The organism is Clostridium sp. UBA7791, assembly GCF_002480755.1.
GTDB classification, from domain to species: Bacteria; Bacillota; Clostridia; order Clostridiales; family Clostridiaceae; genus Clostridium_J; species Clostridium_J sulfidigenes.
In genome coordinates this window covers 1,294,109-1,308,610 of sequence record NZ_DLCT01000005.1, presented here as the reverse complement: position 1 = coordinate 1,308,610, position 14,502 = coordinate 1,294,109, and the positions used below count along the sequence as shown (strand labels likewise).

General features: G+C 29.2%; 13 protein-coding genes. 1 reads left to right on the top strand and 12 read right to left on the bottom strand.

Translation table 11 applies throughout. From position 1 onward, the window contains the following. Nucleotides 1-588: 588 nt before the first annotated feature. Together B3Z56_RS11655 and B3Z56_RS11650 are read right to left on the bottom strand one after the other, a co-directional pair. The gene (locus B3Z56_RS11655; protein WP_035132274.1) at nt 589-918 is read right to left on the bottom strand and encodes a HesB-like protein; all 330 of its coding nucleotides are present in this window, start codon (nt 916-918) and stop codon (nt 589-591) included. A gap of 195 nt (nt 919-1,113) precedes the next feature. Continuing rightward, the gene (locus tag B3Z56_RS11650; protein WP_035132272.1) at nt 1,114-1,680 is read right to left on the bottom strand and encodes an MEDS domain-containing protein; all 567 of its coding nucleotides are present in this window, start codon (nt 1,678-1,680) and stop codon (nt 1,114-1,116) included. 307 nt (nt 1,681-1,987) lie between these two features. Between B3Z56_RS11650 and asnB the strand changes: the two genes are divergently transcribed. Beyond that, a complete protein-coding gene (gene asnB / locus B3Z56_RS11645) occupies nt 1,988-3,853 on the top strand; it encodes an asparagine synthase (glutamine-hydrolyzing) (RefSeq protein WP_035132270.1) in 1,866 nt (621 codons plus the stop codon). A 57-nt stretch (nt 3,854-3,910) separates the two neighbouring features. Here asnB and B3Z56_RS11640 read toward each other — a convergent pair whose 3' ends face one another. From B3Z56_RS11640 to cbiB, 10 genes are all read right to left on the bottom strand, one after another. Further along, nucleotides 3,911-4,384 (bottom strand): hypothetical protein, encoded by a 474-nt coding sequence (locus tag B3Z56_RS11640; RefSeq protein ID WP_346878812.1) that lies wholly within the window; start codon nt 4,382-4,384, stop codon nt 3,911-3,913. Nucleotides 4,385-4,572: 188 nt separating this feature from the next. Next, a complete protein-coding gene (locus B3Z56_RS11635; RefSeq protein ID WP_035132267.1) occupies nt 4,573-5,514 on the bottom strand; it encodes an SPFH domain-containing protein in 942 nt (313 codons plus the stop codon). Beyond that, nucleotides 5,515-5,946 carry an NfeD family protein gene (locus B3Z56_RS11630; RefSeq protein ID WP_346876195.1) on the bottom strand — a complete coding sequence of 144 codons (432 nt, stop codon included), beginning with the start codon at nt 5,944-5,946 and terminating at the stop codon, nt 5,515-5,517. Between the two features lie 366 nt (nt 5,947-6,312). Continuing rightward, a complete protein-coding gene (locus B3Z56_RS11625; RefSeq protein WP_346878811.1) occupies nt 6,313-8,091 on the bottom strand; it encodes an aminopeptidase P family protein in 1,779 nt (592 codons plus the stop codon). Nucleotides 8,092-8,293: 202 nt separating this feature from the next. Next, the gene (gene hemB, locus B3Z56_RS11620) at nt 8,294-9,259 is read right to left on the bottom strand and encodes a porphobilinogen synthase (RefSeq protein WP_346876193.1); all 966 of its coding nucleotides are present in this window, start codon (nt 9,257-9,259) and stop codon (nt 8,294-8,296) included. A 61-nt stretch (nt 9,260-9,320) separates the two neighbouring features. Beyond that, on the bottom strand, nt 9,321-10,775 hold the full coding sequence (gene cobA, locus B3Z56_RS11615; protein WP_346878810.1) for a uroporphyrinogen-III C-methyltransferase: 1,455 nt from the start codon (nt 10,773-10,775) through the stop codon (nt 9,321-9,323). Nucleotides 10,776-10,794: 19 nt separating this feature from the next. Beyond that, a complete protein-coding gene (gene hemC, locus B3Z56_RS11610) occupies nt 10,795-11,667 on the bottom strand; it encodes a hydroxymethylbilane synthase (RefSeq protein ID WP_346848124.1) in 873 nt (290 codons plus the stop codon). A gap of 32 nt (nt 11,668-11,699) precedes the next feature. Next, the gene (locus B3Z56_RS11605; RefSeq protein ID WP_346848123.1) at nt 11,700-12,338 is read right to left on the bottom strand and encodes an NAD(P)-dependent oxidoreductase; all 639 of its coding nucleotides are present in this window, start codon (nt 12,336-12,338) and stop codon (nt 11,700-11,702) included. Between the two features lie 30 nt (nt 12,339-12,368). Further along, on the bottom strand, nt 12,369-13,493 hold the full coding sequence (locus B3Z56_RS11600) for a pyridoxal phosphate-dependent aminotransferase (RefSeq protein ID WP_414632446.1): 1,125 nt from the start codon (nt 13,491-13,493) through the stop codon (nt 12,369-12,371). A gap of 38 nt (nt 13,494-13,531) precedes the next feature. Further along, nucleotides 13,532-14,497 (bottom strand): adenosylcobinamide-phosphate synthase CbiB, encoded by a 966-nt coding sequence (cbiB, locus tag B3Z56_RS11595; protein ID WP_414633081.1) that lies wholly within the window; start codon nt 14,495-14,497, stop codon nt 13,532-13,534. Between the last annotated feature and the right edge of the window lie 5 nt (nt 14,498-14,502).

The window sequence follows — 14,502 nt, the reverse complement described above, 5'->3', positions numbered from 1 at the left end:
TGCACTTTTATTTTAATATAAGATTTTACTTATTCATTAGCCGCAGCTACTACAACTTGAGCATCCGCCACCTTCAGCTTGCTTTTCAGGCTCTATAGAAAATCCACCTCTACCATTCTCTTCGCCTGAAAGAATAGTAAGAGCTCCAAATTGCTCAGTAACAGACTTATCTACTAAGAATGTAAGTCCGTCTACTACTTCTGTGTTATCAGTATCTTTTTTTTCATCTAAAACTAGATTAAATGATGGGCCGCCTCATCCCATACCTGCAAAATGAATTCTTACTGTATCTGCTGTAACTTCATTATCTTTTAAAAATTGTAAGAATTCAACGGTAGCTTTATCACTTATTTTAACTGTTGACATAATCTTTACCTCTTTTCCTTTTCAGTTTTATAGATACATTACTATTGTGTCAATGAATCTACATATTTATTACACTAATAAATATTACTATGAATGTCAATTGTATTTATCATTGGATTTATTAATAGATTTTATTTGAAATAAATATACATACTAAAAAAAGTGCAATATTAAACAAGTTTAACACTGCACTTTCAGTAATATAATTATTATTTATTAAATTTAACCGCAACTTGTGCAACCAGCACAACCGCCACCTTCTGGTTTTTTTTCTGGTTCTATTGAGAACCCACCTCTACCATTTTCGTCTGCAGAAAGAATTGTTAATTCACCAAATTGCTCAGTAACTCCCTTATCTACTAAAAATGTAAGTCCTTCTACTACTTCTATGTTATCAGTATCTTTTTTCTCATCTAAAACTAGATTAAATACAGCACCACCACAACCCATACCTGCAAAATGAATTCTTACTGTATCTGTGGTAACTTCATTATCCTTTAAAAATTGTAAGAATTCGGTAGTAGCTTTATCACTTATATTAACTATTGACATATTTTTCTTCCTCTTTTCTATATATACTAACTATTATCTCGATATAATTAAATCTTTATGACATTAAATATAAATAATTTCAATGTCATTTATATTTATATAATATCATAGCCGTTATGTGTGTCAATAGACTTATTTATCACTCTTTTCTATAGAACTTTATTACCTATAAGAGAATGTAATAGCCAAATTTTTCTATACTATATTACTCTCTACTTGAAAGGATTCTATTGGTAAAATTTCATTTCCAAACATCCTATAATCATGGTATTTATAGGAGCCTCTCATAATGTCTTCAGTAATAGTTTTTCCTCTATTTACATAATCTAAAAAGTCATAGGATGTCAATATATCTATACGTTCCTCTTCGCATATATTAGATAAAGCTTTAATAAATTCTTGAAATATTGTATTGCATGTATTATTTAATATCTTAGCACCATCTATTATAAAGCAACCTCCCCAAAATCCTGAATTTGAGGCTTTGGCTTTAAGATCTCTAAAAAACTTTGAAATCATCGTAGAGTTTATATTTTCATTATAGGATGACATTAATATACTACTCATCTTAATATTTTCTATCATTAATCTTTCATTTGAATCTAAATTATTAGTAAGTAATTTATATATATCTTCATCTACATAAAGATAAACATAGTTATTATTTTCTATTTGCTGTTTTATGTATTTATATAGATTAATCACCAAATGATCCTCTCCATAATAATAAAAACAGATATTTTTACCGCAACAATTACTCATAATCTCTCTCCCCTTAATTAATACCATATTGATTCTATTATTATTATTCTATTGCAATGTTTAATTACCTTTTTTTTCCATAAAATAATCATCTGATTATTTTTACATTTTATTACAACCATTTTAAAGTTCTTATCCTGGTTGAAAAGTTATCCAACTTATATAACTTTTCATGTAGAAATATGGTATACTATGTGATAGAAATAATAGTTAGGTACTACTAATTATATAATAATGAATATATTGATTAAGATAGATATATATTGTAAAATATTTTTATGTGTATAAACACTAAGGAGGATTATCGATGTGCGGATTTGTAACGTTTTTTAGCAATTCTAAAATACTAGAAGAAAAGAAAGAAACTCTTCGTGATATGAGAGAAGTTATTAAACATAGAGGCCCAACTCAAGATGGAGAGTATATGGACGAAAATGTTTATTTAGGTTTTAAAAGACTAAGTATTCTTGATTTGGCAAACGGAATTCAACCCTACTCTTATAAGGATGAATTAGAAATAGTTTTTAATGGAGAAATATATAATTATATATCTTTAAGAGATGAATTAATAAAAGAAGGCTATAGTTTTACTACTAACTCAGAGGTAGAAGTAATAGCTACATTATATACTCATTTAGGAGATAAGTTTGTTGAGAAACTTAGAGGAATGTTCTCATTTATTATTTGGGATAGAAAGAAAAAAGTATTCTTAGGTGGAAGAGATCCATTTGGAATAAAGCCATTTTATTATACAGAAAATGAAACTGGACTTTATGTAGCTTCTGAGCTTAAGAGTTTTCATGCTAATCCAGATAGCGACTGTGTTGATATTGATAATGGAGCACTTCATGACTATCTTACATTCCAATTTGTACCTGAACCTAAAACTCTACTAAAGGATATAAAGGTTTTAAAACCAGGTCATATTATAAAGAAAGAATTAGGTAAAGCTCATGAAATAAGTTGCTATTATTCGATCAAGTTTAACCCTACTCCAGGACCTAAAGATGAAAAGATGGAAGAAATTCGTAAGGCCATAGAAGATTCCGTTGAACTGCATATGCAATCTGAGGTTCCTGTTGCATCTTTCTTATCAGGTGGGATTGATTCTACTGTAGTAACTGCTTTAGCAAAAAAACACATGCCGGACTTAAAGACCTTTACCATAGGTTTTGACCGAAATGGATATAGTGAAATTGATTTAGCTAGAGAATCAGCTGATAAACTAGGGCTAGAAAACATAAGTAAAATAGTTTCTTATGAAGAATTTGCCAATGAATTACCTAAAATAATTTGGCATATGGATGAACCCGTAGCAGACCCTGCAGCTATACCACTTTATTTTATAGCAAAAGAAGCAGCTAAGCATGTTACAGTTATTTTATCTGGAGAAGGCGCTGACGAGGTATTTGGTGGATATACTATTTACCATGAACCTAATTCGTTAAAAATGTTTGATTATGTACCTGGCTTCTTAAAGAAAGCCTTAAAATCTGGTGCATCCCTTATACCAGAAGGAACAAGAGGAAAAAGCTTTATTGATAGAGGCTGTACTCCTATGAGAGAGCGTTATGTTGGTAATGCAAAAATCTTCTTAGATGATGAAAAAGAAGGAATACTTAATAAGTATGAGTCAAAATATACAATTAAGCGATCTATGAATGATATCTATGATAGAGCTGCTCAGTATGACCCTATTACTCAAATGCAGTTTGTAGATTTTAATACATGGCTTACTGGAGATATCCTTGTTAAAGCTGATAGAATGACTATGGCTCATTCTTTAGAGCTTAGGGTACCTTTCCTAGATAAAGAAGTGTTTAAAGTTGCTTCAAAGCTCACTGCAGATGAAAAAATCAATGGTCATGTAACAAAATACTTATTAAGAGAGTCTTTTAAATCAGAATTACCATTCTTAACTGCTCTAGATAGAAAAAAACTGGGATACCCAGTTCCAATAAGATTATGGCTTAAGGATGAACTTTATCAATGGGCTATGGACATAATAAAAAATAGTAATGCTGATGAATTTGTAAATAAAGCTGCTGCTATTAAATTAGTAGAAGATCATAGAAAGGGTCCATTTGACTTAAGTAGAAAGATTTGGACAATACTTATATTCTTAATTTGGCATAAAGTATATATAGAAAGAGAAACTCCTTTTCTAGATTAAGATTAAAGACGTAGAACTCTAATAAGAATTCTACGTCTTTTTATTTGTATTATAAAACTATTTAACTACACTTATGTTGTTCTCTTTTAACCAATCAATTAAATGATTAATTAAAAATTCATCTCTAAAGGTATAAAATTCATCTAATTTGTCTTTATTAATTAAAACTCTATTAAAAGTTAATAGAGGATTTGACCAATCAACCTTACTATAAATTTCATTTTTGCCATTAGGATTTAAAGTATCTAAGTAGCTTTTCATGGAATTCACTAATATACTTTCATCTATTAGTGGAATATAAAGATAATTATCACTATAGTTCATAGTAACATCTTCTGCTTCCGTAGCTAATTCCTTTTCCCAACTTTCAAGTTTATCAAATTTGGATTCATCCTTTAATGCTTCTATAATACTTTGAGGAATGTAAGAAAATTCACCATCATTTAAGTTTAAATAACATTCCCCTTCACCTCTTGTTTCTGATAAGCTAAGCTCTAACATTAAGTCTAAATCAATGTTTAAATTATTCATAAAATTTTCACCTACCTTTTAAATTATATATTTATATAAACTTTCTCATTTCACTGTATTAAGAGTATATGCTAATATAGAATTTTTTACAATATTTATTTAATAAATTCAACATTTTAATATAGATATTGTAATTATTTATGTATAAAATAAAGCATTAGGTTGTGTCCTAATGCTTTGTTTTATTACTATTTATTATTTTTTAGCATTTCACCAATAGCTGCTATACTTCCAAGGGAAGATAGTGTTTCATTTGGTAATATAAGCTTGTTAGCAGGATTATTAGCCATTTCTTTAAGAGCTTCAACTTGTTTTAAAGCTATAACAGTTTCATTAGTTCCTGATTGAATTATAGCTTCATTTACTCTTCTTATCGCTTCTGCTTCTGCTTCTGAAATTTTTTCAATAGCTTTTGCTTTACCTTCTGCCTCTAGTAATTGAGATTCTTTTAATCCTTCTGCTCTTCTAATATTTGCTTCTTTTTCCGCTTCAGCAGCAAGTATTTTACTTCTCTTTTCGCCTTCAGCTTTTTCAATTTCTGATTGTCTTGATCCTTCTGCTTGAAGAATCATGGCCCTCTTATCTCTTTCAGCTCTCATTTGTTTTTCCATAGCCTGCTGAATTTCTGATGGAGGTACAATATTTTTAATTTCTACAGACAATAACTTAATTCCATAAGCATCAGTAACATTATCAACGATTTGTAATAATTTTGAGTTTATAAGGTCCCTTCCTGCTAATACTTCATCTAGAGTCATATCACCTAAAATATTTCTCATATTAGTTATAGTGGAATACATTATACCTTGAACATAGTTTTCTATGTTATAAACTGCATCCTTTGCACTTAAAACTTGATAAAATATAACGTTATCTACAGAAATATTAACATTATCTTTAGTTATTACGTTTTGTGGTGGTATATCAAGTATTTGTTGTTTAACAGATACCTTCTTTCTAATAAAGTCCACAAAAGGTATTGTTAAGTGCCAGCCAGGTTCTAATACCTTATAAAATTGACCAAACCTCTCCATAACATAGTTAGAACCAGTGTTAACTACTTTAACTGATGAAATTATGATGACTAGAACTACAAATAGTATGACTAAAACACCAATTACTAATTCCATTTAAATCACTCCTTTTTTAATTATCAATTTATTATTTTCAATTTTTAACACCTTAAAAGTATCACCAATATTTATATCTTCACCTATATTTCTAGCTGTCCAATAAACTTCGTTAACTTTTATTCTACATTCCCTATTACTTTCTAATTTAACTTCAGATACAAACTCTCTATCTTCATACTTGCCAACCAATGGTTTTTCAGTTGGTAGATTTACGTTAATATATTTTTTAGACACCTTTAATCCAAATATAATTGCAATAGTTCCTAGTATTAAAGCAATCCATATTTGTGTAGTAAAGTCTACAAAATATCCTGCAATAAAAGCAGGAATAAATCCTAACCCTAACCATGAAAAGGTAAAACTACTTGTAGTTATATCTACAATTATTACAAAAATAAGTAATCCAAACCAAATCCAGTTTAAATCCATTAAATATCACCTCTCAAATTTAAATAATATTAACAAGCATATATAAATTATTATATGCTTGTGTATTAAGTATAATTATATCACATTATAGTAAAATATTATATTTTTTTATATTATTTAATCAGGTATTTTTTCCACCTATATAGCGTATATATTATAAGTGTACATATAAACACCAGTAAGTTTGGAGGTATTGCCATGAACCGTGATTCTAATATGTTCAGTTATTTGTTTATAGGTATGTTACTAATTATAATATCCGGAATATTTAAAATGCTATAATATTAAAATGCTATAATAAAAATCATCCCTATTATGTAGAGATGATTTTTGTTTTGTTATGAAACAATAATTTGTAATATAAGGTTAAACTTCTCTAGTTTCTTTCTTCAAAAATTCTTTTTCTTCTGTATTTAGATAAGGTGATAACAATTTATATACTTCTTTATGATAATTATTTAAGAATAATTTTTCCTTTTCTGTAAGCATATCTATTTTTATACCATCTAAATCTATAGGACAATAGGTAGCTACATCAAACTTCATAAATTGTCCCCCATATTCTGTTTCATTGTCTTTAGTAACAAATAGTAAATTCTCTATTCTAATACCATGCTTACCTTCTTTATATACACCAGGTTCATTTGTAACATTCATTCCTTCTTCAAATACTACTGTATTAGGAACTTGTGAGAAGTTTTGTGGTCCTTCATGAACATTAAGGAAAAATCCAACTCCATGACCAGTTCCACATTTATAGTCAATTCCTGCTTCCCAAAGTGGTGTTCTTGCAATAACATCTAAATTAGATCCAGTAGCTCCATATAAGAACTTAGCCATAGTTAAAGCTAAATTACTCTTAACTACAAGAGTAAAGTCTCTTCTTTCTTCTTCGGTCAATTCACCTAGAACTATGGTTCTTGTTATATCTGTAGTTCCATCATAATATTGCCCACCTGAATCCACTAAGAATAATCCTTCTGGCTTTAAAATATAATTACTTTCTGGCGTAGCAGAATAATGCATCATGGCAGCATGCTCTTTATATGCAGCTATGGTTGAAAAACTTGGTTCAACAAAATACTCTTGTTCACTTCTTAATTTAATTAGTGTATCTGCGGCTGACATCTCAGATATTTCTTCTTTATCTACATTTTCTTTTAAGTACTTTATGAACTTAACCATAGCGACTCCATCTTTTATAGTACAGTTTCTAAAGTTACTTCTTTCAACTTCATTCTTTATTGCTTTTAAATCTGTAGTTATATTTCTTTTTTCGATTTTAGAAATAGATTCATTTAATGAGGTAAGAATTTTCACATTAGTTTTATTTGGATCAAATAATATAGATGTATCTTTAAGTTCTTTTAAGTTATTGAATATCTCATTATACTTTAATATATCAACAGAAGAAGCCTTTAGATTGGTTATAACTTCATCAGTTAATTTATTATTATCTATGAAAAACTTAACATAATCCATGCTAATTAATAAATAAGATATTGTTACAGGACTGCTTTCTACATCATTTCCCCTAATATTTAATGTCCAAGCGATATCATCTAAGGAACTTAATACGTAATATTCAGCCCCTATTTCCTTCATCTTTTCACGAATAATAGCAAGTTTTTCTGATGCTGATTTACCTGCAAATTTAACATCATGAAGAAACACCTTTGTATTAGGCATAGCTGGCCTATCACTCCAAATTGGAGATATTAAATCCTTTTCTGGATTTATTTTTATTTTTCTGCTTTTAAATGTTTCTGTCATAGTTTTATATATTCCAATAGGCATTACAGAACCATCAAACCCAACTATATCTCCTGGATTAAGCTCTTTTTTTAGAAATTCTGTGAAGGTAGGAACCTTAGGTTGTCCCATTTTAAAAAGCTCTATTCCCGTACCAGATAGTTGCTTTTCAGCTTGAATATAATAACGACCATCTGCCCATAGTATTGCTCTATTAAGAGTTACCACTACAGTTCCAGCTGAACCTGTAAAGCCAGAAATCCATGCTCTAGCTTTGAAGTATTCAGCTACATATTCACTTTGATGAGAATCAAAACTAGGAATAATGTAAGCTGATAATTGATTTTCCTTCATAGCCCTTCTTAGGCTTTCAATTTTTTCTTTAACATTCATCCATATTCACCCCTATTTTCTACTAATAAACATCTAAACCTATTATACTGCTAAAATTTTATACAATCAATGATATAATTTATAAATATGAATTTTATTTTAAAATTATTCATTATACCAAATATCTAAATTCTGATTTCTAATTATTATGGTATAAAAAAACTCATTGCTTTATTACAATGAGTTTTTATGTTAAATCTATTTATTCTTTAATCCATTTACTTGCTTCTAATGCATAGTAAGTGATAATTAATTTAGCACCAGCTCTTTTTATTGAAATTAACATTTCAAGAGCAGCTCTTTTTTCATCAATTAATCCATTTTCTCCTGCATTTTTTATCATAGCATATTCTCCACTGACATTGTAGGCAGCTATAGGCATATTAAAAGTCATACTGGCCTCTTTTATTATGTCTAAATATAATATAGCTGGTTTAACCATTACTATATCAGCACCTTCTTCAATATCAGCTGCGATTTCTCTCATAGCTTCCTTACCATTAGCAGGATCCATTTGATAGCTGCTTCTATCTCCAAATTGAGGAGCTGAATTTGCAGCTGCTCTAAAAGGACCATACATAGCAGAACTATATTTTGCACTATAACTCATTATAGATATATGCTTAAATCCGTTTTCATCTAAGATATCTCTTATGGCTTTAACTCTACCATCCATCATATCTGAAGGTGCAATCATGTCTGCTCCAGCTTTAGCATGAGAAAGTGCAATCTTAGCTAAGTACTTTAAGCTTTCATCATTATCTACTCTCTCATTTTTAATAACTCCACAATGACCGTGAGAAGTGTATTGACACATGCATACATCGGTAATAACAAATAATTCCTTAGAGATTTCTTTGACTTTTCTTATTGCTCTTTGAACTATACCCTCTTCACAGAAAGCTGAAGAAGCAATTTCATCCTTCTCATCCGGAAGTCCAAATAAGATTATACCTTTTACTCCTGCAGCAATAACTTCATCTATAACTTCTGGTAATCTATCTAAAGACCAGTGGTAATTCCCTACCAGAGATGGAATCTCTTCTTTAATATTTTCTCCTTCAACCACAAAAATTGGGTATATAAAATCATTACTATTTAAAATAGTTTCACGTACCATATCTCTTATTGCACTAGTTTCTCTTAATCTTCTATATCTTTTGAACATAATAAACATGGCCTATTAATGCAAGGCCATGATACACCTACCTTTCAGTCTTTAAAAAAATTTATTTTATTAAGGTATATATAATACCTTGAGTTCCAATTTTATCACATTGTGTATAGGCTAATTGATGAATATTTAAAGCCTTTGAAGTAATAGGCCCTATTGATATAATTGATTTTTCTTTTATCTTATCTATTCCAACTAAAGTAATCATATTTTCTACGGTGCTAGGACTAGTAAATACAACTGTATCACAATTATCAAAAGAAACTATATTAGGATTTTCACCAATAACTGTGTCATATACTGGTATATCATCTACCTCAGCTCCAATATTTCGAAGTTCATTTACAATATAGTCTCTCCCCTTTTTTGAGCGTGGAATTAATATTTTATCTCCTGATGAAACCTTTAGTTCTATAGCTTTAAATAAACCTTCACCTGTAAATTCCTCTGCTGTTAAAGTTGGAATTATTCCCTTAGCTTTTAAAGCTTTAGTAGTAGCATCTCCTATAGAAACAAACTCACCTTTAATTTTTCTTATATCTATACTGTTATGGTATAATGCATTAAATAGCATTTCAACTCCATTAATACTAGTTAATAATATATACTTATAGTCTTCTAATTTATTTTCAATAGCTTTAATACTTTCAGGATTAGGTTCTATTGCAATAGAATTTATTTCTGTAACTGAAGCTCCTAATTTAGATAATTCATCGCCAATTTCCCTGCTTTGTGCTTTACTCCTAGTTATGCAAATATTTCTTCCGAATAGAGGTAACTTCTCAAACCAATTCAACTTATCATTGAATTTGACTACTTCTCCCACTACAATGATAGATGGATTTGATATGCCCTTTTCCTTTGCTATTTCAGTTATATCTTTTAAAGTTCCTACTGCTTTCTTTTGATTAGAGGTAGTTCCACTCATTACAAGAGCTACTGGAGTTTCTTCTCCTAATCCAGCAGTAATAAGACCGTTGCAAATGCCTCCTAATTGTTCATAACCCATCATAAAAATTAAAGTACCCTTTAATTTAGCTATAGTTTCAAAATCTAAGTTTAAACCAGCTGCACTTTTAGCAGTAAAGACATGAAAACTTTGGGCAATTTTCCTATGGGTTACAGGTATGCCACCATAATTGAGTGCTGCAATAGGTGAAGTTATACCTGGCACTACTTCAAAATCAATATTTTCATCTATTAGAGCTAAAGCTTCTTCACCACCACGACCAAATATGTATGGATCTCCACCTTTAATTCTTCCAACAATATGTCCTTCTTTTGCTAATTTAACTAAGGTATCATTAATCTCTTCCTGAGTTTTATAGTGACATCCTGGCTCTTTTCCACAATAATAAAGTTTTGCATCTCTATTTACATATTTTAATATTTCAGAACCAGATAATCTGTCATAAAGTATAGCTGTACATTCTCTTAAAACCTTTATAGCTCTTAATGTTATTAAGTCTGGTGATCCTGGACCACCTCCAATTAAATAAACCTTTCCCATAAATCCTCCTATTAAATATCTACTTATTTAAGATAACTTCTGATAATTTTTTTCCTAAGTTTAAATATTCTTCTTTATTTCCTATTATAGTGTCTTTTACTAAATTACCATTGACTTCATATATACCCATAATAGTCATTACATCATCTTCTATAGAAGCATATGCACCAATAGTAGAATGACAATCACCCTTTAACTCTCTCATAAAACTTCTTTCAGCTTCTACGCAAATTCTAACTTCCTCATTATCTAGAGCCCTTAATTCATCTGCATACTCACAACTCTCATGAATTTCTATACCTAAAGCTCCTTGTGCAATAGCAGGAATTATTTCATTTGTTTCAAAATAATTGGTAATAATTCCTTCTAATCCCAATCTCTTTAATCCAGCAGCTGCTAATACTATTCCGTCTAAGTTTTCATTTTCAATCTTATCAATTCTTGTTTGAACATTACCTCTTACAGGAACTATTTCAATGTCTGGTCTTAAAAGGAGAATTTGCTCACTTCTTCTTTTACTACTAGTACCAACTCTAGCCCCCTTAGGTAAATTAAAAAATGAAACACCATTCATAGAAACAAAGGCATCCCTTACATCTTCCCTTATTGGCGTAGCAGCAATAGAGAAACCATCTGGTAGCTCATATGGCACATCCTTCATACTATGGACTCCTCCATGTGCTTTTCCATCAATCATTAATTTTTCTAACTCTTTTATAAAGACTCCCTTTCCACCTATTTTATCTAACGTTACATCAAGTCTTTTATCTCCTAAAGTATCTGTAAGAACCTTTTCACATTTTATATTATGTAGCTCTTCAACCAAATCCATTACATAATCAGTTTGAACTTGAGCAAGCTTACTTTTTCGTGTAGCTAATTTTAAATTCAATTCTACTCCTCCATTCATTGTATAATTTAAATCTATACCCATTCATTTATTAAATCCGAATAAAATAATTGCAAAATCTCAATATGGTATCCATTGTTAAAGAAGAAAAGAAAATCTTCAGAACATATAAAATTTAGAATTTCACTTTTATTATTTAAAGTTGTTACATTATTTCTAATATGAGTTATAAATTCTATATAATTGTCAAAGTTCTGAAGATACTCCTTTGCCTTATTGCATAAAAATACCGATGCTTTAGGATTTTTTCCTTTAATTCGAAGCCCCAAAGCAATATTTTCACTTCTTCCTGTAGCACAAAGAATAGCTTTAGAATTCTCCGGAAGGGTAGTATCAATAAAAATTTTATTTTTACTGTTACATATATTCCTAATATTTTCGTTGAATTTAGAATCATTTGTACAAATTACAATTAAATGATAATCCTCCAATAACTCATTAGTAAAAGTTTTATCTAGAAGTTTCAAATTATCATAAACACCATCTAACAACTTAAATTCATCTGTAAACTGTTCTGAGATGCAATGAACCACAAACCTACTATTTAAAAGAGTTTTAGCTTTTATTAAAGCACTTTTTCCTCCTCCTAATATTAAAACTTTAGTATTCATACCATTCAATGAAATAAATACGGAATCATTAAAACTATCCATGAGAATCCTATCCTTTATTTTAATATTTATTTAGCTACTAATTTCACTTAAAGCTTTTATAATAGTTTCATTCATATCTCTAGTTTTTATAGCTAACCTTACAAAACTATCATTAAGACCAGTATAGTTATTACAATTTCTAATTAAAATACCCTTTTCCATAAGCTGTTTTAAAAGTTCTGAGCTTGTAATTCCTTTTATCTTACAAAGAAAATAATTAGCCTTGCTTTCATACACCTTTTGTATAATCTTTATATCATTCAAAGATTTTTTCATAAATGCTCTTTCGGATATCAACCAATTTTTACTTTCATCTATAAACTTTTCATCAAATAATGCATACTTAGCAGCAACTTCTGCAAAACAATTCACTGTCCAAGGATTTTGATTACAAATAATGAAATCTAGTAATTTATTATTTCTACTTATGGCATAGCCCAAACGAACTCCTGCCATGGAGAAAAATTTTGTTATAGCTCTAACAATTACAATACAACTATAATTATGTATATAATTAATTATACTCTTATTATTATCTAATACAAACTCTATAAACGCTTCATCAATAATCACTAATTTATTATGGGCTTCACAATAATCTAATATGTTTTTAAATTTACAATGATCAATAATACAACCATTTGGATTATTAGGATTAGCCATTATTAACCCCTCAGTATTTTGTATCTGTGTAAAAATATCTTCATAATCATATTCCATAAACTCATTTAAAAAAGAATAATTGATATCCAATTTATGTTTTTTACTAAAATCTTCGTATTCTACAAAGGAAGGAACAACTATGGTTATAGAATTCAAGTAGCTTATAACTAAATCTAAAATTTCAGCTGCTCCATTTCCTACTATAATATTTTCAATACCTATGCTATTAAAATACTCTTTACCATAGGCATTTCCATTAAAATACTCATTACTTTTAAATAAATAATTTAATAGGTTATTTTTTAATTCTCTATATTTTATATCTGGATACAGAGGTACCTTTTCTAAAGCTTCTCCTATATTTCCCTTAAAATCCTTAGATATGGATATAGGATTTACATTTGAGCTAAAGTCTAAAAGTTTTCTTCCAATTAAAGTACCTTCAGTATATATATCTCCTCCATGTTTCAAAATATATATACCACCTTTCATCTTAATATGTGCAAGTATATAAAAACACTCACCTTTAACTAAAGTATAATTATAGATGTTAAACTTAATATTATTAGTAAAATTTCACTACTATACATTAGTATTATAGATTTCTTAATGTGTTGATGACTTAAAGCTTCTGTAGCATCTCCAATAGTTGGTTTTTCTACAATTTCTCCAAAGTAGGTATTAGCACCACCTAATTGAATAGATAAGGCTCCAGCAGTAGCTCCCTCAGGATAGGCACAATTAGGACTTTTATGATTCTTTCTGTCTCTAATCATAATCTTAAAGGATTCAATTATCCTTCCCTTAACTACCCATGCTGTAAGACACATTAATACTCCAGTTAGTCTAGCAGGAATAAAATTAAATATATCATCAACATTTGCTGGAAAAAAACCTATATTCTTATATTTTTCATTTAAGTACCCTACCATAGAATCCATAGTGTTAATTCCTTTATACATCATAGCAAGTGGTGCCCCTCCTATGATGGCATAAATTATAGGTGCAATTATACCATCAGAAGTATTTTCAGCTATAGTTTCTACATCACCTCGAATTATTTCATCCTTACTTAAAGAAGTTGTATCTCGACCTACAATATATGAAAGCTTAACTCTAGCTTCTTTTATATCATCCTGAACAAGAGCATTATAGACCTGAATTCCGGCTGTATGAAGACTCTTAGCAGCAAGCGTTGTCCATATTATTAAAGTATTAACTACTATAAAAACAATATTATTTATTATAGATAGCTTAAGTAATAAATATGGAATAGTGTATGTAATTATACAAACCATAAACACCATAAATAAAGAAGCCCACTTCAATTTAATATTATTAGGGAAATGTCTTCTTAGCCACTTTTCTATAGCTCCAATAAGTTTTCCTATATATATAATCGGATGTGGTAGCCAATTAGGATCACCTAAAATAAAGTCTAAAATAACTGCTAAAGATACACAAAGTATATTTAAGGATATATGAAAATTAATCATGATAA